The sequence below is a fragment of the Arthrobacter sp. GW822-FHT05G07 genome, assembly GCF_058799755.1.
The window spans coordinates 298,611-318,823 of sequence record NZ_JBXALT010000002.1 but is presented as its reverse complement, the minus strand read 5'-3'; the positions used below and the strand labels follow the sequence as shown (position 1 = coordinate 318,823).

Annotated in this window: 16 protein-coding genes and 1 pseudogene; 7 read left to right on the top strand and 10 right to left on the bottom strand. The window is 61.1% G+C overall.

The window, feature by feature from the left end:
- Positions 1-6: 6 nt before the first annotated feature.
- Both AC1RJY_RS04265 and AC1RJY_RS04260 read left to right on the top strand, forming a co-directional pair.
- Complete coding sequence (locus tag AC1RJY_RS04265; RefSeq protein ID WP_498601484.1) at positions 7-2,427, top strand: phosphoketolase family protein; 2,421 nt, start codon at positions 7-9, stop codon at positions 2,425-2,427.
- Positions 2,428-2,464: 37 nt separating this feature from the next.
- Positions 2,465-2,923 (top strand): DUF1003 domain-containing protein, encoded by a 459-nt coding sequence (locus AC1RJY_RS04260; protein ID WP_052295543.1) that lies wholly within the window; start codon positions 2,465-2,467, stop codon positions 2,921-2,923.
- A gap of 48 nt (positions 2,924-2,971) precedes the next feature.
- Here the strand turns inward: AC1RJY_RS04260 and AC1RJY_RS04255 are convergent, their stop codons facing one another.
- From AC1RJY_RS04255 to AC1RJY_RS04235, 5 genes and pseudogenes are all read right to left on the bottom strand, one after another.
- Complete coding sequence (locus tag AC1RJY_RS04255) at positions 2,972-4,456, bottom strand: multicopper oxidase family protein (RefSeq protein ID WP_498601482.1); 1,485 nt, start codon at positions 4,454-4,456, stop codon at positions 2,972-2,974.
- Between the two features lie 52 nt (positions 4,457-4,508).
- Positions 4,509-4,897 (bottom strand): annotated as a pseudogene (locus AC1RJY_RS04250) (rhodanese-like domain-containing protein); the annotation flags it as partial.
- Positions 4,898-5,310: 413 nt separating this feature from the next.
- Positions 5,311-6,681: an L-serine ammonia-lyase gene (locus AC1RJY_RS04245; RefSeq protein ID WP_498601480.1), complete on the bottom strand. Its 1,371-nt coding sequence runs from the start codon at positions 6,679-6,681 to the stop codon at positions 5,311-5,313.
- 131 nt (positions 6,682-6,812) lie between these two features.
- Positions 6,813-7,706 (bottom strand): LysR family transcriptional regulator, encoded by an 894-nt coding sequence (locus AC1RJY_RS04240; RefSeq protein WP_498601479.1) that lies wholly within the window; start codon positions 7,704-7,706, stop codon positions 6,813-6,815.
- 45 nt (positions 7,707-7,751) lie between these two features.
- Positions 7,752-8,756 (bottom strand): Lrp/AsnC family transcriptional regulator, encoded by a 1,005-nt coding sequence (locus AC1RJY_RS04235; protein WP_498601477.1) that lies wholly within the window; start codon positions 8,754-8,756, stop codon positions 7,752-7,754.
- 102 nt (positions 8,757-8,858) lie between these two features.
- Between AC1RJY_RS04235 and AC1RJY_RS04230 the strand changes: the two genes are divergently transcribed.
- Together AC1RJY_RS04230 and AC1RJY_RS04225 are read left to right on the top strand one after the other, a co-directional pair.
- Positions 8,859-10,313, top strand: coding sequence for an MFS transporter (locus AC1RJY_RS04230; protein ID WP_014921659.1), 1,455 nt, complete (start codon positions 8,859-8,861; stop codon positions 10,311-10,313).
- A gap of 25 nt (positions 10,314-10,338) precedes the next feature.
- The gene (locus AC1RJY_RS04225; RefSeq protein WP_210063966.1) at positions 10,339-11,568 is read left to right on the top strand and encodes a M20 family metallopeptidase; all 1,230 of its coding nucleotides are present in this window, start codon (positions 10,339-10,341) and stop codon (positions 11,566-11,568) included.
- A 1,212-nt stretch (positions 11,569-12,780) separates the two neighbouring features.
- On the opposite strand, the gene AC1RJY_RS04220 is transcribed toward AC1RJY_RS04225, so the two are convergent.
- The 5 genes from AC1RJY_RS04220 to AC1RJY_RS04200 all read right to left on the bottom strand — a co-directional run bounded on the left by AC1RJY_RS04220 (position 12,781) and on the right by AC1RJY_RS04200 (position 17,532).
- A complete protein-coding gene (locus tag AC1RJY_RS04220; RefSeq protein WP_498601475.1) occupies positions 12,781-13,569 on the bottom strand; it encodes an SDR family NAD(P)-dependent oxidoreductase in 789 nt (262 codons plus the stop codon).
- Positions 13,570-13,681: 112 nt separating this feature from the next.
- Positions 13,682-14,494 (bottom strand): sugar phosphate isomerase/epimerase family protein, encoded by an 813-nt coding sequence (locus AC1RJY_RS04215; protein ID WP_498601683.1) that lies wholly within the window; start codon positions 14,492-14,494, stop codon positions 13,682-13,684.
- Positions 14,495-14,610: 116 nt separating this feature from the next.
- A complete protein-coding gene (locus AC1RJY_RS04210) occupies positions 14,611-16,029 on the bottom strand; it encodes an MFS transporter (RefSeq protein ID WP_014921664.1) in 1,419 nt (472 codons plus the stop codon).
- Positions 16,030-16,342: 313 nt separating this feature from the next.
- Positions 16,343-16,885, bottom strand: coding sequence for a P-loop nucleotide/nucleoside kinase family protein (locus AC1RJY_RS04205; RefSeq protein ID WP_210063963.1), 543 nt, complete (start codon positions 16,883-16,885; stop codon positions 16,343-16,345).
- Positions 16,885-17,532, bottom strand: coding sequence for a bifunctional 4-hydroxy-2-oxoglutarate aldolase/2-dehydro-3-deoxy-phosphogluconate aldolase (locus AC1RJY_RS04200; protein ID WP_018778619.1), 648 nt, complete (start codon positions 17,530-17,532; stop codon positions 16,885-16,887). The genes AC1RJY_RS04205 and AC1RJY_RS04200 overlap by 1 nt, the downstream gene beginning before the upstream one ends.
- A gap of 207 nt (positions 17,533-17,739) precedes the next feature.
- Here AC1RJY_RS04200 and AC1RJY_RS04195 point away from each other — a divergent pair, with 207 nt between their 5' ends.
- Genes AC1RJY_RS04195 through AC1RJY_RS04185 form a run of 3 tightly spaced genes read left to right on the top strand, consistent with a single transcriptional unit; the run spans position 17,740 to position 20,211 of the window.
- Positions 17,740-18,660: a Gfo/Idh/MocA family protein gene (locus AC1RJY_RS04195; RefSeq protein ID WP_210063962.1), complete on the top strand. Its 921-nt coding sequence runs from the start codon at positions 17,740-17,742 to the stop codon at positions 18,658-18,660.
- Entirely contained in the window at positions 18,653-19,648 is a 996-nt protein-coding gene (locus AC1RJY_RS04190; RefSeq protein ID WP_498601472.1) for a LacI family DNA-binding transcriptional regulator, read from the top strand. The genes AC1RJY_RS04195 and AC1RJY_RS04190 overlap by 8 nt, the downstream gene beginning before the upstream one ends.
- Positions 19,645-20,211: a VOC family protein gene (locus tag AC1RJY_RS04185; protein ID WP_014921669.1), complete on the top strand. Its 567-nt coding sequence runs from the start codon at positions 19,645-19,647 to the stop codon at positions 20,209-20,211. The genes AC1RJY_RS04190 and AC1RJY_RS04185 overlap by 4 nt, the downstream gene beginning before the upstream one ends.
- Positions 20,212-20,213 lie beyond the last annotated feature (2 nt).

The window sequence follows — 20,213 nt, the reverse complement described above, 5'->3', positions numbered from 1 at the left end:
CGCGACATGAGCATCGACGAGAACGCCACATCCAGCGACGCTGAGCCGAAAGTCGAAAACTTTGACCTCCTGCACCGGTATTGGTCCGCGGCCAACTATCTGACCGTTGCCCAGATCTACCTGCAGGAGAACCCGCTGCTCCGGGAACCGCTGCAAGCAGCGCACATCAAACCCAGACTTCTAGGTCACTGGGGCACAAGCCCCGGGCTGTCCCTGATCTATGCACACCTCAACCGCCTTATCCGTCGCACGAGTGTGGAAGTTCTGTTCGTGGCCGGTCCCGGCCACGGAGGTCCCGCCGTCGTCGCCAATACCTATCTGGAAGGCAGCTACTCGGAGGTTTACCCGGCCGTTGGCAAAGACCTGAAAGGGCTTCGGAGGCTTGTCCGGCAGTTTTCGACGCCGGGAGGCATCGCCAGCCACGTCGGCCCCGCCACGCCTGGCTCCATTCACGAGGGCGGGGAACTGGGCTACTCCCTGATGCATGCTACCGGTGCGGCTATGGACAATCCGGACCTGATCGTTGCCTGCGTCGTCGGTGATGGGGAGGCCGAAACCGGTCCGCTCGAAGGCTCTTGGAAGGCGCCCTCGTTCATCAACCCGCTCAGGGATGGGGCAGTACTTCCCATCCTCCACCTCAATGGGCATAAGATCTCCGGCCCCACGGTCCTTGGCAGGCGCTCGAACATGGCCGTTGCGTCGCTTTTGGAAGCGCACGGCTGGGATCCCGTGATTGTCTCCGGCGACGATCCCGCCCTTGTCCACCCCGCCCTCGCCTCAGCTCTGGATTCAGCCTACTTATCGATCCGGACCATTCAGTCCCATGCCCGCACAGAGGGAGTCACCGGGCCCGCACGATGGCCGGCCATCATCCTGCGCACCCCCAAAGGATGGACAGGACCGGTGACAGTAGACGGAAAGCCCGTAGAGGGAACCCACCGTTCCCACCAAGTCCCGCTGGCCGGAGTCAGAGAGAATCCGGCGCACCTGGCGCAGCTTGAAGCGTGGATGCGTTCCTACCGGCCGGAAGAACTCTTCGACGCCGACGGGCGGCTTATCGCCGAGCTGACGGCGCTCGCCCCCGACGGCGATTTACGCATGGGCGCACTGCCCGCCAGCCGCGGGATGGGAAGCCGCGACCTGGCAATACCATCGCTCGATCGATATGCCCTCGAAGCTGTTCCCCGCGGAGGCGTGATGCACGGGAGCACCAAGCCATTAGGGGAGATGCTGCGCGATATCTACATCGATACTGCCGATGACCCCAGGTTCCGCCTCTTCTGCCCCGATGAAACCAACAGCAACAGACTCGGTGCAGTCTTTGAAGCCACCGACAGATGCCTCCTCGAACCAGCCGCGACCACAGAAGCCGCGCTCGCAGACGATCATGTTTCCGCCAGCGGACGCGTGATGGAAGTCCTGTCCGAACACTTGTGCCAAGGGTGGCTGGAAGGATACGTGCTGACAGGCCGCCACGGCCTATTCGCCAGCTATGAGGCGTTTGCGATGGTCAGCGCTTCCATGACCGTTCAGCACGCCAAATGGTTGCAGCATTCACGGGAGCTGGAGTGGCGGCGGCCCGTGCCCAGCTTGAACATCCTGCTGACCTCCACTTGTTGGCGGAACGATCACAACGGTTTCAGCCATCAAGGCCCTGGTCTTATTGACACGGTTCTGTCCCTGTCCAGCAGCGTCATCCGTGTCTACTTCCCACCCGATGCGAACACCCTGCTGGTCACTGCCGAACACATGCTCGAAAGCAAGGACTATGTGAATCTGGTAGTGATCGATAAGCAGGAACATCCGCAGTACCTGACGCTCGAAGAGGCGCGGGCGCATGCAGCCGTCGGTGCATCCATCTGGGATTGGGCTGGACATGAAATACTCGGGACCTCGGCCGGTAAGGTCCCGGACATCGTCCTTGCATGTGCCGGAGATGTTCCCACGCAGGAGACGTTGGCGGCTGCGTGGCTCTTCAGGCGGCATGTTCCTGAGATGTCCGTCCGGGTAGTCAATGTCATGGATGCCATGGTCTTGCCGCCGCCAGAGGCGCATCCGCATGGGCTGTCTGGTGAGAAGTTTGAAGAACTCTTCACCGCTGATGTGGATGTCGTGATGGCCTGGCATGGGTACGCGAGGGCACTGCACCAGCTCCTGCATGGTCGCCCGCATCCCGAGCGGTTCCATGTCCGGGGACACAACGAGCAAGGCACCACCACCACACCATTCGACATGGTGGTACTGAACAAGGTCAGCCGATACCACCTGGTGATGGAAGCCCTGCGCCGGACTCGCGGTCAATTCCCGGGGGCAGAGCAACTGCTGGAGCATTGCCGGCAGCAGTTGGACGCCCATTCCCTCTACATCCGCGAGCACTTTGAGGACCTACCCGAAATCAGGGATTGGGTGTGGACGCAGCAGCAGTAGGCTTCCAACACCGTTCCAGAGTTCTTAGTCTGTGCTCATGAGTGAGCGAGAGAACACGTGGCACGGTCAGCATCAAGCCGGCCTCAGTAGGGGAGAGCGTGCCGCCGACTACCTCCGCAATGGCATGGGTAGCTGGATTTTTGTGGGGTGCTTCGTCCTGGTGATGGTGGTCTGGGCGGCCGTCAATTCATACATGCTGGCCGAGGATGCATGGGACCCTTACCCGTTCATCCTGCTGAATCTCTTCCTGTCCATGTTGGCAGGGCTCCAGGGCGCTATCTTGCTCATCGCCGCGAAAAGGCAGGACGCTATAGCGGCAGCCATGGCCCAGCACGACTACGACACTGACGTGCAAGCGAAGACGGAGATCGACCGGCTTATGGCCATTAACAGCCAACAGCTGGAACTACTGGAAGAACTGCGGGCATTGCTGCTCGCCGCGAGGGACCCTCACACCGAAACCGAGGAGACGATCCAGTTGCCGCGCGAGGAGTAGGCATTGCAAAGGTTTGCCGTGTGGGTTTCCATGGCCTTAACGTGACGCTCAGATGGCCTGGACGGTAGCCATCATGCCTTGGTCTTCGTGGTCGAGGATGTGGCAGTGGAAGACGGTGCGGCCGGGGAAGTCATCGAAGGCCACCCGGATTGTCACCCGGCCGCGGGCAGGGACATTGACCACATCCTGCCATCTGGGTTCGGTTACTTCGCGGTCCCCATCATGGATGACCTGCATGGGCCACACGTGCAGGTGGAGGGGGTGGTCCATGGAACTGGAGTTGACCAGGGCCCATTCCTCAACGGTGCCCACTGCGGTTGTCTCGTCGACTCTTTGGGGGTCGAACGTGCGTCCGTTGATGGTGAAGGACATCATGCTGCCCTGTCCGCTGCCCATACCCATTTCCGCATCTGTCCCCGCACCCAAGGTCAGTGTTCGGGCGGCAGCGAGAGGTTCCTTCCGCAGATCGCGTAGGGGCCGGCCGTTGGTCACTGGCCGGAGATCAGTGCTCATGCTTGGGGAGACGGTCAGAGAACATAATTCGAGCGGGCCTCCACCGGACTGGGTACCACCTCCTATGGCGCCGCCCATCATGGGGCTCATGCTGCCGCGATCCACGGGGGCGGCGGCGAGCGTGGAATTCGCTTCGCGGGTTTCTACGAGGAGTTCTACCCGATTCCCCGGAGCGAGAACCACCTCAGTGACGCCCTCAGGCTCTGGCAAACGGCCATTGTCACGGCTGAGGAGGCGGACCTGCTGTCCTGAAAGTGACAATCGCAGGTATCGAGAGGGACAGGCGTTGATGATCCGCCAGCGTTCCCGTTCTCCGGCAGCGGCGCGCAATTGTGGACGGATTTGGCCGTTGACCAAAACGATCTGCCCTTCGCGTCCCATCACCTGCTGCATCCGGTCCGCCCGTGCGAGGTTGCCGTCGGCGTCCAGAGACAAATCGGAGATCACCATCAACCTCTCACGGGTGATCGAAATCGGTTCGGTGTCCTCCACCACAATTGCTCCGTAGAGGCCACCGGCCACCTGGTCGGCGGCATGGCCGTGGTGATGGGGGTGGTACCAGTAAGTGCCCGGTGGGTGGTCCGCAGGCAGTGTGAACTCGTAATCGAATGTTTCGCCGGGGGCAACGCTGACAAAGGGGTTATCGCTGTTGCCCTGCGGGGAGACATGCAGCCCGTGCACATGCAGGTTCGTGGGTGCCAGCAGCCCGTTATGCAGGGAGATCCTGATAGTGTCGCCAGGGCCGACCCGTAGCGTCGGTCCGGGCAAGGAGTCGTTATATGCCTGCACCGAAGCCTCCCTCCTGCCGATCTGCACCTGGGCCGGTGCAGCGACTAGCTGAACTTCCAGCACACGGTCACGGCTGGTCAGCACGTGGGGTTCGGTCAGGTCCAGCTCCTGGGTGTATAGGGGCTGAGCGCCGGGGCCGGTGGTCAGCCACAGCCCGGCAGCTCCGGCGGCCGTAGCGCCGGCCCCTGCTGCACCCAGCACCAGCAGGTGGCGACGCGTCAAAGGTTTCACTGGTTGCTTCCTTCTAGTACTTCCAGTATCCGCCGCATTACCGCATTTTGACTTACCGCGAGCTTGTCCATGCGTTCCACGTTGCTTGGCTGCCATTAAGTTTGACGACGTTGTACGCGGCGCGGCGGAGTGCGCTTGCCGCGACTGAGTTGTGCACCCCGCTTTGGCAGTAGCTCACAATTGTGCCTTTCGCGGGAACCTGGTCGAGGTGCCACACGGGGCGGCCACCGCTGAGCTGCTAAAACCGGGGACGAGCCGGGCCTTGTGCTCGGTCTTGCTGCGGACGTCCAAGACCAAGTCAGGGTCCGCGCCGTTGAGGTCTTCGGTTGGGACGTGCACGGGGATGAAGGTGGGCAGCCCGTCATGGCTGGTCACGTAATTGGCGACGTTGTCGATGCCGACATGGACCAAGTGGTTCCACATATCCTGCGCTGATTCCCGGCTGAACAACGGCGCTGCTGTCGCGCCAAGGCAGCGGCGGACGTTCTCCCGTGAGCAAGGACCGTCGCGGTTCTGCCCTAAAGGTTCCCCCGCTTCATCCTTGGGCGGGCCTGCTGCGCGGCAGCATTGCGGGGTCATTGTGATCACTACGACCGCATTTGGACCTACATAACGCGGTGTCCTGGCTGACACGTCATGACACCGCGGACACCCCGCGAGAAGGCACGTCGCTTGCGTGCTGTGATAGATCCGGGTCGTCAGTGTGGTGCTGGTGTGTCTCTCGAGACTCGATAGGGCACAAGCGTTGTGCCTGAGCTGTAGTGCCCGCTTCTGGAGTGCCTTCAAGTAGCTCCAGTAGCCCCCTCCATCCACAAGTCTTCAACTCCACTCCTTAGGGGAGGCAACGGCGGGCCTTAGCAAGCGATCACGTTGACGGCGAGGCCACCCCGGGACGTTTCTTTGTACTTGCTCTTCATATCGGCACCTGTTTCTCGCATTGTCTTGATGGCGGTGTCAAGCGAGACGTGGTGGACGCCGTCTCCGCGCAGGCTGATCCGTGCAGCGTTGATGGCTTTGTTGCTGGCCATGGCGTTGCGTTCGATGCAGGGGATTTGGACAAGGCCACCAACGGGGTCGCAGGTCAGCCCGAGGTTGTGCTCGATACCAATCTCCGCGGCGTTCTCCACCTGCCGGGGTGTGCCGCCCAGAATTTCGCACAGTGCGCCCGCTGCCATGGAACAGGCTGAGCCGACTTCCCCTTGGCAGCCCACTTCGGCGCCGGAGATGGAGGCGTTCTGCTTGAAAAGGACACCTATGGCACCTGCGGTAAGAAGGAATCGGATCACTGATTCTTCGTTGGCTCCGGGGGTGAACATCATGTAATAATGCAGCACCGCTGGAATGATTCCGGCAGCGCCGTTGGTGGGGGCGGTGACGACGCGCCCACCCGTGGCGTTCTCTTCGTTCACTGCCAGGGCAAACAGGTTCACCCAGTCCACTGCACGCAAGGGATCGCTGGTGTCGTCTTTCGCTTGCAGGTCCGTCAGCAGTCGGGGCGCACGACGGCGGACCATCAGGTTCCCGGGCAGGTGTTCTTCCGTTCGGCTACACCCACGTGACACGCACTCTTTCATGGTTTCCCAGATGTGCATCAACTGCGCGCGGGTTTCCTCCTCGCTGCGCCAAGCGCTTTCGTTGGCGAGCATGATGTCGCTGATGGCCAGGCCTTCACGCTCGCAGTGTGCCAACAATTCCTCGGCGTTGGAAAACGGGTAGGGGAGTTGCACCGCCTCCGGGAGCGACTGTCCAACTCCATCCTCGTCAACGACAAATCCTCCACCCACGGAATAGTAGACGCGTTCGCTCAGCACTGTTCCCTGGTTGTCGAAAGCCTGGAACCGCATTCCGTTGGGATGCGCCGGCAATGACTTGCGCAGGTGGAGCACCACGTCGTTGGTTCTGTTGAACGTGATTATTCGGCGCCCTCCAAGCAGTATTTTCTTGGCGTCTATGGCTTCGTCAACGACGCGATCAGCCGTCAGCGTGTCTACGGTTTCCGGCGACTCGCCCATGAATCCCAGGATGACCGCCTTGTCCGAGCCGTGCCCGCGTCCGGTAGCCCCCAAGGAACCGAAAAGTCCGGCGTGAACGCGATCAACGGCGTCGAACCTTCTTTCCCTCTCCAGTTCTTCGACGAACGAGCGGGCGGCGCGCATTGGCCCCACAGTGTGGGACGACGAGGGGCCGATTCCGATCGAAAAAAGGTCAAGGGCACTCAAAGCCATGGAATACCTCCGAAGCAGGTTTGGTGTGGGGTCTCCTACCAGCTTGGGTGCGAACTCGATCAGCGTCTATCGGAAAATTTTGAACGGAACGTCAAGCAGAACTTAACAATTGGCCTGATCGCCAACGCGCGTCAAGCTTTCGGGCGGGCGTCGGTTGCTTTCCGCAGTTCATCGACGACGGCGGCTACTGCCGGCGATTCCCGGCTGGCCGCCCGGTACAAGACAATGATGTTGCGGCCGCAGCTTGGATCTACTCGACGCACCACCAGGTCTTCCGTTTCCCGGCCGAGGTTCAGTTCACGCATCAAGGCGACTCCGAGGCCACCACGGACCAACCCCAGGGTGGCCATCAGGTTCCGACAGTGCGCTAGGACGTTCGGCTCGAATCCAGCGTCCCGGCAGGTTTGTAGAACGAACCGCTCAAAAACGCTGCCTTCCTGGTCAAGGATCCAGCGTTCATCGGCGTAGTCGGCCAACGTCGCTGCGTCCGGTGCCTCCCGGTCCTGAGGCAGGCAGAGGATGATTTCATCGCGGGCCAGTAGAGTCTTCACGAGCCCCTCATCTTGGATGTCGTGCAGGTCATCCACCACTGCGACATCGATGTTCCCTTCCCTCAACTGGGCCACACTCTCGAACGGTTCTAGGTCGGACACGGTGACGTCGAGTCTCGGGTAGTTGGCCTGAAGGGACATGACGGCGGCGGGGAGCACCGTGCTGCAAAAGCTGGGGAAGGCGCTGATGGCGAGGTGTCCGCGGACATCTGTTTGGAGTTTTTTTAAGTTCGCCTCGGCTGCCTCAACTTCCGTAGCTATCCGGCCAAAATGCTTCACCAGCATGACTCCAGCCTCCGTCAGCCGCACTTTCCGGCCGGCGCGGACCAGGAGCGCCAGCCCGGCCTCCCGTTCCAGCACGGCCAACTGCTGACTGACCGCCGATGTTGTCATATGGAGCTTGGCGGCCACGGCCGTCATGGTTCCCTCAACCTCAAGGGTCTTGAGTATTTGCAGGCGTCGGATATCGAGCACGGGACCTCCCAGGGTTTAGGACCACTTAACCTCAGAACCGATACGCTAGCTACTTTCCGACGACGGGTGTACGAATCCCAGCGTCGCGGCCCCTTGTTCATCGATGAGCCGGCCCAGGTGCTTGCTCATCCTGAACACCACGCTGCGGTCAACGATGCGGGCGCTCGGCACTGCAGCCTCCATGGCAGCCTCGAAGCGCATGACATCGGACATTTCCTTCAGCCACACGGCCACCACCATGTTGTACTGGCTCGCGACGGCCAGCGCCGTTCGGGCTTCAGGAATCTTAGCCATGAGCCCTTTCATCTGCTGAACGTGCTTGGCGGCGGTCCGCATGAAGTACCAGGCATAGACAGGCCAACCCGTGACCGTCCGTGCGACGTCCGTGCGTATCCGCAGCATGCCATCAGCCCGCATGCGGGCCAGCCCATCCGCGACGCGCTGTTCGCTTAGTCCATGTTCTGCGGCAATCCGACTGACGGGGCGTCGCGCATCTTCGGCCAGGCAATGGCGGAGCGCTGCTTCGACGTCAGGGTGCACGGTCCGCGGCGCCCTTGCCCGTGGTGGGCGAGGGCGGGGGACCCTGGCTGCCTCCTGCGGTGTGAGGGCGCGGAGCCTCCAATCGGAGGCCTCCATGACTACTTCGGTAACGAGATGCGTCTGGGTACTCCTGACGCCTTCCAAGCCGCCGATGCGGTTGGTGACTGTGTCCCAGATGGAGAGCGGGGAGTCGGCGAGGACCGTGGCCAATAGATCCCGTCCGCCGGAGGTGTGGTCGAGGGTCATCACTTCCGGGATCTGTGCCAGTTGGCGGGCCACTTCGCCCGTTTGCTGGGGTTTGCACGTGATGTCCACCAGTGCCGATGCTCCGTCGGGGAAGATACCGGTGACCCATGCGAGCCCGCGTTCCCTCAGGGAGTCCCAGCGCCTGGCGAGGGTTACGGCGTCGACTCCGATCATGGGGGCCAGTTCACTCCACGGCGCGCGACCTTCGATCTGAAGAGCATGAATGAGACGCTCCTCAAGGGGATCAAGCATGTTTTCCGGCATAGACAACAGAATATCCATGGAAAGCTGCAATTTCATCAATTGGAAACACGGCACTTCCATGATGTTGTGATCCCGTTCACTTCTCATCACATCGGAGCGCACATGCGTACAACGGCGCAGAAATCCACCACGGCGGCAGGAGCCGTCGGTTTCCTGGTGGTCATGGAGCTTGGCAGTGGCATACTTCAGGGCTGGCTGAATCCTCTGTTCTCTTCCATTGGTGAACACCATGGAGTCTCGGCAGCATCCCTGAATTGGATCAGCGCCGCCTACTTGTTGGCGACAGTGTTGGTGGTCCCTTTGCTGTCCAAGCTGGGTGACATCCACGGGCACAAACGGATACTCATGATTTCCACGGCTATCGTTGCCGCCGCTTCCGTCTTGGTTGCCTTCGCCCCAAACTACGAACTGTTCCTTCTGGGACGTGCTATCCAGGCCCCGCTGGCCGTTTTCCTCCCCTTGGAATTCGCCATCGTCCATCAACGCGACTCTGAACGCTCTGGGCGAAGCATCGGCAGGCTCGTGGCGGCGTTGACCCTCGGCGCAACGATCGGCGGTTTCCTGGCCGGATTTGTCCTCGACGCGACTGAGAGCCTGTCCATCACTCTGTTGATGCCAGCGATCTTCATGGCCCTGTGCGTCCCCGGCATCGCGTTCTTCGTCAAGGAAAGCCCGCTGCGGAGCAAAGGCCGGGTGGATTATCTCGGTGCTGCACTGCTTGGCGGTGGCTTGGCTGCTCTCCTGGGAGGCGCTTCAAATCTCTCAACATGGCCGCCGCTGACCACGGCCCTCGCGATGGCGGTCGGCATTGCCCTCTTGGTCGGCTGGGTGGTTTCAGCCCGCAGGACAGAACACCCCCTGGTGGACCTCACCATGCTCCTTCGTGGCGGCATTGGTCTCCCGATTGTCGTCGCCTTCCTTTACGGCGCGCAACTGTTCGGCGCGCAAGCACCCATCTCCGTCTACCTGCGCTCCGATCCGGCCACGCTGGGATTCGGCTTCGGCGCTGCAGCCTCTGCCGCTGGAACAATGCTCAGCATCATGGCGCTTGCAGCCTTCCTGGGTGCCTCATTCAGCGACCGGGCATCCCGGCTGATCGGCGGCCCACGGAGTGTGGCTCTTGGAGGGGGCCTCAGCGCAATTGCGTACGTCCTGATGATTCTGGCGCCGGGTACTCTGGTGACCTTCGCGGTGTGGCTCGTCATGGCCGGGCTCGGTGCGGGACTGGTCAGCGGTACGCTGCCCACTTTGGTGGTCCAGCGCGCAGCAGTCGATTCAGTGGGTATCGCCTCGGGGCTATACAACACAGCCCGCACCGCCGCCGGAGGAGTCGCCGGTGCACTTTTCGCGCTGCTGATGGCAGCACTCACCACACCAACCGCGGCCGGAACGCGGGCCGCCACCGAGCTGTCCTTCCACGCCGTCTGGTGGATCTGCGCCGGAGTCTGCGTCCTCTTCGCCGTGGCCGTGCTCTTCATCCGCCAAGCCCGGACCACATCGGTTGACTCAACCACGTCATCGTCGAATGTCGATGACGTCCTCGAACCTGCCAACTAACTCACCTCGACACGAAGGATCAACAATGACCGTTTCCATCGACACCACCTCCCGGGACACCTTGCGCGACACCGTACGCGAGTCCGCTGCCGCCGTCGGGCCTTCCATCCTTGAACTTAGCCACAAGGTCCATGCACTGGCAGAGATCTCGTGGGAAGAACACGACTCAGCAGCGGCCGTGGCCGCTGTCCTCCGCGACGGCGGCTTCGAGGTGACCGAACGCGCCTATGATGTTCCGACGGCGGTCGAGGCCGTCTACGGCACGGGCGAACTGACCGTGGTCATCTGCGCCGAATACGATGCCCTCCCCGAAGTCGGCCATGCGTGCGGGCACAACATGATCGCCGCAGCAGGCGTCGGCGCTGCGCTGGCCCTTAAGCCCGTGGCCGACGCCGCTGGACTGCGGATCAAACTCCTCGGCACGCCCGCGGAGGAACACGGCGGCGGAAAAGTTTCGCTGCTCCAGGCAGGAGCGTGGGAGGACGCAGCGTTCTCTCTCATGGTGCATGGCATGACGGGCGCTGAGCGGAGCGCCTCGGCTTTCAGTATGGCCGCCGTCGAGCGCTTCGAAGTGCAGTTCAAAGGCAGCGAAGCCCACGCAGCCGGCGCCCCGGACAAGGCCATCAACGCTGGCGCGGCGGCGAGTCTGGCCCTGATGAACATGGCCGTCCTGCGGCAGCACCTGCCGGAGAACGCAAACACCAATGCCTTTATCTCGCACGGCGGCGGCGCCACGAACGTCATCGCCGGCGACGCCACCGTTCAGGTGGAAGTCCGCGCAGGAGACGTCGATGTGTGGCGGGACCTCAAGCGGCGGGTCCTCGCGTGCTTCGAAGGTGCGGCCATCGCCACAGGCTGCACATGGACGCACCGGCAGACCGAACACCCCTACGCTCCCATCAATACCCACGCGGGGCTGGGCAAAGCATGGGACGCCAACATGGAAGCCGTCGGAAGGCCCGTGGACACCACGCCCATCTTCGGCGGCGGCTCCTCCGACATGGGCAACGTCTCCCAGGTAGTCCCGTCCGTGCACGGCATGGTGGTGGTCCGCAACAGCACAGCGGTCCCGCACCACCCGGACTTCACCGCCGCCGCCATCTCACCGGAGGCGGACGAAGCCATCCTCGACGGCGCCACCGTCCTGGCACTCACGGTTCTGGAGGCGGCTCTGGACACCTCACTGCGAGCCGAACTGCTGGAACTCCAGGCTGCGCGCGTGACCGGTGCCACGACGGTGACGCTGGAAGCCTGATTTCCGGGATGCTTCGCCGGTGGCGCCTCTCAGACGAAACGCTGAGGGGCGCCACTCCTCGCGGTCGGGCCGTGCTCAGTGCCACAGAGGGGTCCGCTTCTTTAGACGCAAGACGTAGGGAGATGCCGTGCCCTGCTACCAGACCCCGGGCTAATCGGATGCCGTCATCACCCTCGGCGCGGAGCTGGAGGGCGACCAGCGCGCCCTGGCGAAGCATGCCGAGCTCATGGCCTCGAGAGTCCTGGACGTCCGCGGGGTTGGCAAACACGACTAGGCGCCAGCTCAACCGGTACGGAGACCGGCAACTCAACCGCGCACTAGACGTCGTCGCCCGGACCCGAAGCCTCACAGACCCCGCTAACCGCCAGATTTCCGTCAACTCCGGACACTCATGGCTTGGCTTATCACCATAGAGGGGTCGTCTAAAGCCAATATGCACACATGTGATGAGCACCTATGTAGGTCAGCAACTAGCCGCAAGGACAATGTCAAACAGCGAGTGCAGCCCCTGTGGAGGGCGGGCGCGCTGACGGTAGGGACCGAAGTCCGGGACAACCCGCTTGGCAGCCCCTCAGCTGCTGGCGCCTCCGAGCAACGAAGCCGAATTGATCTGGGCGAATAGGGGTTGGTCGAGTCCAGGCTCAAACTCGATACGGTGTCCACGACAAGCCGTCAGTGCTCGAAACGGCTTGCGAAGTGTGGTGATCAATCTGCGGAACCATGCGTACGGCACGCTAAGTACCTCGTCCTGCTTCTGCAAGGAATCTAAAGGCGCTCCACGGCCTCGAAAGCAATCGGCAGTCCTGCCGGTGTCTGGCTGCGAACGACGGCTGACGCTGCTGTCCCGCTCGGAACACGGCCCGTCCGTCACAAGAAAGGCATGCCAATTCCTGGCGGGTTGCTCTCTGCTTTTCCGGAAGAAGCCCTGCAAATTCTGTTGCGGTCCACTCCGTGCCATCCAATATGCTTTTTGCCAAATACAAGGTGCCTCCTCGTGTATTGCTAACTGAAGTTCGAACTGCCGTCAAAGAAGCTCCGCCGCCGGCCACCTCGCGAACGCCGGTTTCCCGCGAGCCCGTGTCAATCACCAGCCTGGCGGGATAAGTTTTTGGCTCCTCATTGCGTGCCATCTTTGTTCTGGAGGCGATTCCGCCGTCTGAAGGTCATGGGCCGCAGGTAGCCCCTGCGGCCCATGACGGGCCTTCAGATCTGTTATTTCGAGCTGGGTCGTCCGGGGATATGGCTAAGAATGGACTTGGAGAAGCCGCCATCGACGCAGATATCTTGACCGGTGACATAGCCGGATAGTGGGCTTACGAGAAATTCGATCACGTTGGCGATGTCCATCGGATCTCCTATTCTTGCGAGCGGGATAATTTCCTCCCGTGCCTTCTTGATTTTGGGATCTTCATACATTTTTTCGGTCATCCGAGTGTGGGTCATGCCGGGGGAGACTACGTTGACGCGGATGCCGTCGGGTGCCCATTCCAATGCGAGTGTCTGGGCCAACATTGTCAGCGCGGCCTTGCTTGGGCTGTAGGCGCCGGATCCCGCGTGTGGTTGTTGACCGGACATGGAGGATGTGAAGCAGGCGGCGCCGTGGCTGTCCTTCAGGTGTTGGTAGCTTGCTTTGGCGAGAAGCCACGAGCCGCGCAGGTTGACGGAGAACATTGCGTCCCAGTCTTCAAGGGAGACGTCGCATATGGGTCCGGGGTTGGCGATTCCGGCGTTGGCTACCAACGCGTCCAGGCCACCGAATTCTGCAACTGCAGCTTTGACCAGCTGGCTTGGCACGTGGGGGTCGCCGAGATCACCTGCCAGTGCGATGGCGGTGCCTCCCATAGCCTGGATTGAACGAACGACCTGCTCTTGGCTGCTGTTTGATTCGTGTCCGCAGACTGCAATCATTGGCTGCTCCCCGCGCGCAAGGGCTGCCTCCGCGAGTCTCAGGGATGCTGCTGCGCCGATTCCGCTGCTTCCGCCACTGACTAAAGCCCTCATTAGACAAACTCCTCTTTCAGGTTGTTTCGCATTGAAAATTAGATCTCAACAATGCTGGTTTCTTCCATGCTTGAATAAACTCTTGGTGGAGCCCGGTTTTCGGCATGAGGAGTTAACTCTCCAGTTCCCATCCGTGGTTCTTGAGGTCCTGCATTGCTTTCGCAAATTCGTGGACCGGATTGTCTTCACGGATGATCTCCAGAACGACATTCCCGACGCCGCACGTGTCCTTGACGGCGTCGCCCAGCCCAGGCCAGTTGATGACTCCCGTGCCGATGGGGTCGTGACCCCAAGTGTCCACGCCGGTGTCGGAAATGTGCACCAGTCCGATGGCCTGGTGATGTTCCCGCAGACTAGACACGGGATCTTCTCCGATGAAAGCGGCGTTGGCGACGTCGTAGACGATCTTGACAGAATCGTCGTTGATCGTGCTGACGACACCTGCCAAGTCCTGAATTGTGGGAGTGAAGCAGTACGGGGTGTTTTCGAAGAGCAATCGTGTGCCAGCCTGCTTGGCCACCGGGATGAGAATTTCCAGGCTTTCATACATCCATCCGTGGACGCTTTCGAGCGAGGGCGAGATCATAGGACGGCGGGTGCCGGGGGAGATCACAACCTCGGTTACGTCCCAAGCGGCCGCCAAGTCAATTACCGATTTGATGTGATCAATACTTTTGCGGCGCATGCTGGCCCCGGGGCTGGCCAGGTTGATGTCATATCCGCCAGCGTTCAAGGACCGTATTTTCGCGCCGTAGTGGCTGAGCCTGTCCTGGATGGCCGTGCGTTCGGAGGTTGCTAACTCATCCGGCCAGCAATGCGGAGAACTGACTGGAACCTCGAACGTTTTGTAGCCGTTGTCGACAAGCTCGGCTATGGCATCGATCGCCGTCGCTGACCAAAGATATGAAAACGTATTGATAATCATGCTGTTCACGTAGGAGAAGTCCTCTCAATTCCGCGCCATGGAGAAAGAAGCTTCCCTTCATAACGCTCTATAAATTTTGAGCTGCGGCCGAGCTGCCGCAGCTCCGAGCCGACCGTCTATTTGGAGTGCCGGGAGACGTCGACCATCGACGTCGTGCCCGAAACCAACTTTTCGCCTTCGAGTACCTCAGGGTCTGCGAGTGCCACAGTGGAACGGTCACCGCGGTTGCCGGTCTCCGGCAGCGTGAAGTACACGACGAGGCACAATGCGACGACGACGATCATGTAGACAGCGACGAGCATCGGCTGCCCGGCTCCGACAAATGCGGCAGCGATCAGAGGTGCGGTTCCACCAAAGACGGCAATCACGATCTGATGCGCGAAACCGATGCCTGATACCCGGACGGAAGCCGGGAACAATTCGGCCTGGATGGTCGGATAGACCGACTGCCAGATGCCGAGAACTACCCACCCGGAGGCCGAGACCAGGACGTATACCCAGAAGCCCGGCTGGTTGAGGAGCAGGAGCAAGGGGTAGAAGAGAACGATCATGCCGATGGCGCCGATGATGGGGAAGATTTTGCGCCGGCCGAGACGATCAGAGAGTGCGCCGCATGTCGGCACGATAACCACCAGCAAGGCCAGCCCGATAACGCTTCCGGCGAGTGTGGACGAGAGGTCCCGGCCGCTGGTGAGTTTAGCGTACGTGGGAAGGAAGGTGGCCCAGGTGTAATAGGCCACGGCTGGTGCGGAGAGTGCAGCTGCCTGAAGCAGGGCCTTCGGGTGCTCGCGAAGCAGGTCCATCAGGCGCGCCGCAGCGGACTTCTGGTCGACAAGGGCTTCTGCTTCGAATTCGGGGGTTTCTTCAGCCCGGGCCCTCAGGATCAGGCCGACGATGCCGAGGAAGCCGCCCACAACGAAGGGGATGCGCCATCCCCATGCGGCGAGATCGGCGGTGGAGAACGATGACGTCACCATTGCTGCTGCACCGGTGGCTGCCAGGGTCGCGAGGCCACTTGCCATGTTGGTGAAGGAACCGAACAGGCCTCGCCTGTTCGCTGGAGCGTGTTCGACCATGAACGCGATAGCACTTTGGCCCTCGCTGCCGGCCGAAATGCCCTGGATGACGCGGGCAATCAGGAAGAGGACGGGTGCCGCATAGCCGATGCTCGCAAATGATGGTGTGAGGCCGATGATGAGTGAGCCGAGCGCCATCCCGGAGACGGATAGAGTCAGGATGAGCCGCCGTCCAAAACGATCAGCCAATGGCGAGATGATAATGCCGCTAAGAGGCCGTACAACAAACCCAACGGCATATGTCAGGAGTGCGGCGATCAGGGAGGCGAACGGGGAGTCGCTGGGGAATATCTGCGACGAGAATACCGCTGCGAGCAGCCCATAGATGTACCAGTCGTACCACTCAACGAAGTGGCCGATGGTGCCTGCTACCAGGTTCAGGGTGCGGCGCGGATGTTTGGACGTTTCGGGACGCCCCGAAGTGTCGGGACTGCCGACTGCTTCTTTTGAGGTCTTCATTGAACTCTCCATGGTTTCACGTTTAGCGCTGTGGTTATAGTGCTGGATCTGGGCACCTGGTGTGCGGGACGGTGCCGCCTGTGAATGCGTCCGACCGGATGCCGAAATGCCAGGGGAGGCGGCCGGTGCGGGGCGGGCGGCGCTGCTTGCTCCTAAGCGAAGAAAGCTTTCACAATCCTCCGGACTTCCGAATGAGATCGGTTGCTGAGATCGGTTGCATTCAACGATACGGATGGAATGTGATCTTTGTCAATGTGTAATAGAGACGCTTCGTCCTATGCCAACGCCACTCATGGCCCGTAGCGAGGCTGCATCAATCGAGGGAAAGCGGTGCCTCGTTGTCGAAGTCCTGAAACTGCACGCCGGACCAGCTGCATTCCAGGCGGCCGTAGGTGGCCCAGTAGTCATCCCAGTGTGCGAGTTTCCAGTTGTCACGCTCCAAAGCACGCCGGATGAGTCGCGAACGCAGGACGTCTTGGGGCACCCGGACTCGTATCACGGTGATCTCGGGAGAGGGCCAGTGGAAGTCATTTACCGTACGGGTTAGGTAGTCCGGATCGTCAAAATAGGCCCCGAAGGGGGCATCGAGAACTACGGAGCGGCCGAGGCGCAGGTTTACTCCTGCCACATCCATGAGGGTCTCGTACTCAAGGGGCAGCAGATTGGCACGATAGTAATCGTTTGACTCGCGGTCGGTCGGGTCATGCCCCGTGGCGGTCAGTGCGAATTCGACGAAGCGGCCGCTCACCCGGTCCTTGTCCAGGTAAGCCGCTTGATGCTTCTCAGCCGTTTGTTGAGCGATGGTTGTTTTCCCTGAGCCGGCTGGTCCAATGACGATGAAGACCTGGGGAGACATTATCCGCGGGCCTCTGCTACTGCTGCGAGAAAGGCTCGGGCTGCTTCGGTGACGCGGGTGAAGTCCCCGTCAGGCTGCCATGCCTTGGTAACGTAACTGCCCACGCCGACGCCCGCCACGCCTGCGGCGAACCACTCGCCAACATTTTCCAGTGTGACGCCACCTGCGGGCATGATCGGCAGGTGCGCCAGAGGTGCCAGCACTGCTTTCGCATAGGCCACCCCGCCGGCCTCGGTGGGGAAGAGCTTGAGGATGTCAGCGCCTGCCTCGGCGGACTCAACGAATTCCGTGGGAGTGAAGGCTCCGCTGATGGTTGGCACCTGATAGCGGTTCGCGGTCCGGATCATCGCAGGGTTCAACTGGGGGCTGACGAGGAACTCGGCGCCAGCGCGGATGCACTCGTACGCGGAGTGCTCGTCAAGAACCGTTCCCGCACCAACCGCCACACCGCTTGGTCCATGCTTTGCGGCCAGGCGCCGGATCACCTCAACGGCCCCGGGAATCGACAGAGTGATCTCCAATGCCCGGAAGCCCCCTTCGATGGCAGCCTCAGCGACCTTCTCGGCAACCTCGGCGCTCTCTAGTCGCACGATTAGGACGGCCCCGGACTCGTCGATGGTCTGCAGGGTACGAAGTTTCTTATTCATGATGGCCTCTCTCTGGCCGGGTGGCTCCTTTGCTCCAGCCAACCCCGGCTCAATCGATGTTTCGTTGACAAACTCTCCCACCATCCATAGTGTTATTGCAACCGATCTCAGCAACCGATCTCATACAAGGGGGTATTGCGGTTGACTAAAGTACGAACAATTATTCTTGGTGCTTCCCACTGGCATGTTCCACTCTGCGCACAGGCTATGGCCGAAGAGCACGACATGATCGCAGTAGGCGACGATGATGTTTCCCGGGTGCAGGTGCAGAAACTGGCCGCCCACTGGGGAGCGCCGGCTGAAGCTGACTGGCGAAAGCTGGTGGATTTGCCCGATGTGGGACTCGCCTATGTGTTTGGTCCCCACGAGGGGATGGCAGAGAAGTGCATGGCCCTGATCGAGCGGAGAATTCCCTTCGTGGTCGAAAAGCCGTTGGGCACTTCCCTTAGCGAGCTTTCTGCCGTGCGACAAGCTGCCGAAGCAGCTGGTGTGCCGGCCACTGTGCCCTTGGTTCAGCGTGGCGGCCCGACGGACCAATGGCTCGCCAAGGCAGGCCGGCCAAGTTATCAACGGTCCTCGTTCATTGCTGGTCCGCCATCCCGGTACCTCCACAATGCCAATCCCTGGATGCTCGATCCTTCCAGGGCTGGGGGAGGCTGCCTGGCCAACCTGGCCCCACATTTTGTTGACCTGTTTCTAAGGGGCACCGGCGAATCAGAGCTGCAGGTGCAGTCCCGGCTCTCAACAGTTCTTCACGGCCAAGATATTGAGGATCACGCGAGCCTAATCCTCACTACGCCCGAGGGCCGCGAAACCATCGTGGAAGTCGGCTACGCATTCCCTGGCTCGCCGCTGAAGCGGTACTGCAGCTTCACCTCGGTCGGCGAAGCGGGATTCGCCGCCGTTGATTCCGACGGCACAGCTACTTTCACGTCAACGGACGGCACCACGGAAGTCGACAAGATCAATGTCGATAGCGACCCACTCTACGATCCGTTTGTCCGAAGTGTCGCCCGGACGCTGGAAGATGGATTCCAGGGCCTGACAACGCTGGCCCAGCTCGAAGATGTCATGCGCCCCATTTGGCAGGCGTATGACGACCAGCACGGAGGAATCGAACATGCCTGACTTGAGTATCGACGTCGTTGCAAAAGCTGCCGGTGTCCACCGGTCAACGGTCTCCAGGGCGTTCTCGCGCCCTGAGGCGGTGAAGAGTGAAACGCGCGAGCATATCCTCCGGGTCGCCGAGGGACTTGGCTACACCATGAGTCCGCTGGCACAGGCGCTCCGTCGAAAGACCAGCACCATCATCCCTCTGATCGTCCCTGACATTACGAATCCGTTCTTTGCAGAACTTGCCAAGACGATGACACAAGCAGCTGACGAGCGCGGCTACCAGCTCATGCTCTGCGTCACCAACGGCGACCCTGCCAAATCCGATGGATACTTCACGGCCATGCAGGCGATGTATGCCCCGTTCGGGATTGTGGCACCCTCCACAAAGGTCGATACCGAGGCGCTGAAGCGTTTCGCCTTCGGGCACAAGGTGGTGGTGATTGACCGCGTGGAAGGCGACGACTCCGTTCCAACGGTTACCGTCGACAGCCGCAAAGGAATCATGCTGGCGTTAAATCATCTGCATTCCCTGGGGCATACCTCAATCGGATACGTATCCGGTATCGCCGGGACACACACGGCCCAGGACCGGATGGACGCCTATCTGGAGCTCACCGCCCAAAGCGGAAGCACACCTGTAGTGCTCGACAGCGGGTCAGACCTTGACGCGGGCACGCGCGGCGCAGAGCATTTCCTGGAAATGGACAATCCACCCACAGCGATCATTGCGGCCAACGACATGGTGGCTTTCGCCGTGATTTCGGCGCTCGGTCGAAGTGGCCTTCGGGTACCGGAAGACGTGTCGGTCATCGGGTTTGATGGGCTCGCTCTAGGTGCCCGCTTCAACCCACCACTGACAACTGTGCGGCAGCCGATCGCTGACATGGGACACATCGCCATCGAACTGGCTGAAAAGCAAAATGTTGACGGTTCCGTGGACCATATCGTCCTCGAACCCGAACTCCTGGTCCGAGGCTCCACCTCGGAGCCCCGCAAATGAGCGGGGCGCAGGAGCAGAGGCTTCGGCGTCTGCCGGGGCTCCAGCACACGGACCACGTCGGTTTGACGGTTCCCAACCTTGAAGAAGGCATTCGCTTCTTCGTCGACGTTCTTGGAGCTGAAGAGTTATACCGCTCCGAACGCGGGCCGGACGAAGAGTTCATGCCCACGAACTTTGAAGTCCCGCCAGATGCCAAGCTCACGCTCGCCATGTTGCGGCTGCCACCGAATCTCAATATCGAGCTTTTCGAGTGGAGCAGTGCTGAGCGGCGGGAGACGCCACCGAGGCATTGCGACGCCGGAGGGCACCACCTGTGCTTCGTTGTGGATGACGTCGATGAAGCCATCGCCGTGCTGCAGGAAACGCCTGGAGTACGTGTGCTCGGTGAGCGCAAGGAAGTTGCCGGCGATAGCCCGCGCGTAGCCGGCAACCGCTGGACCTATTTCATAACCCCCTGGGGCCTGCTGATGGAAATCGTGGATCGATCCCGCGTCCCGGCCCCTCCCCGACTGGTCGGTCCCACGGACTGGGCAGCAGCTCCACACACTTCAGAAAGGACATAGAA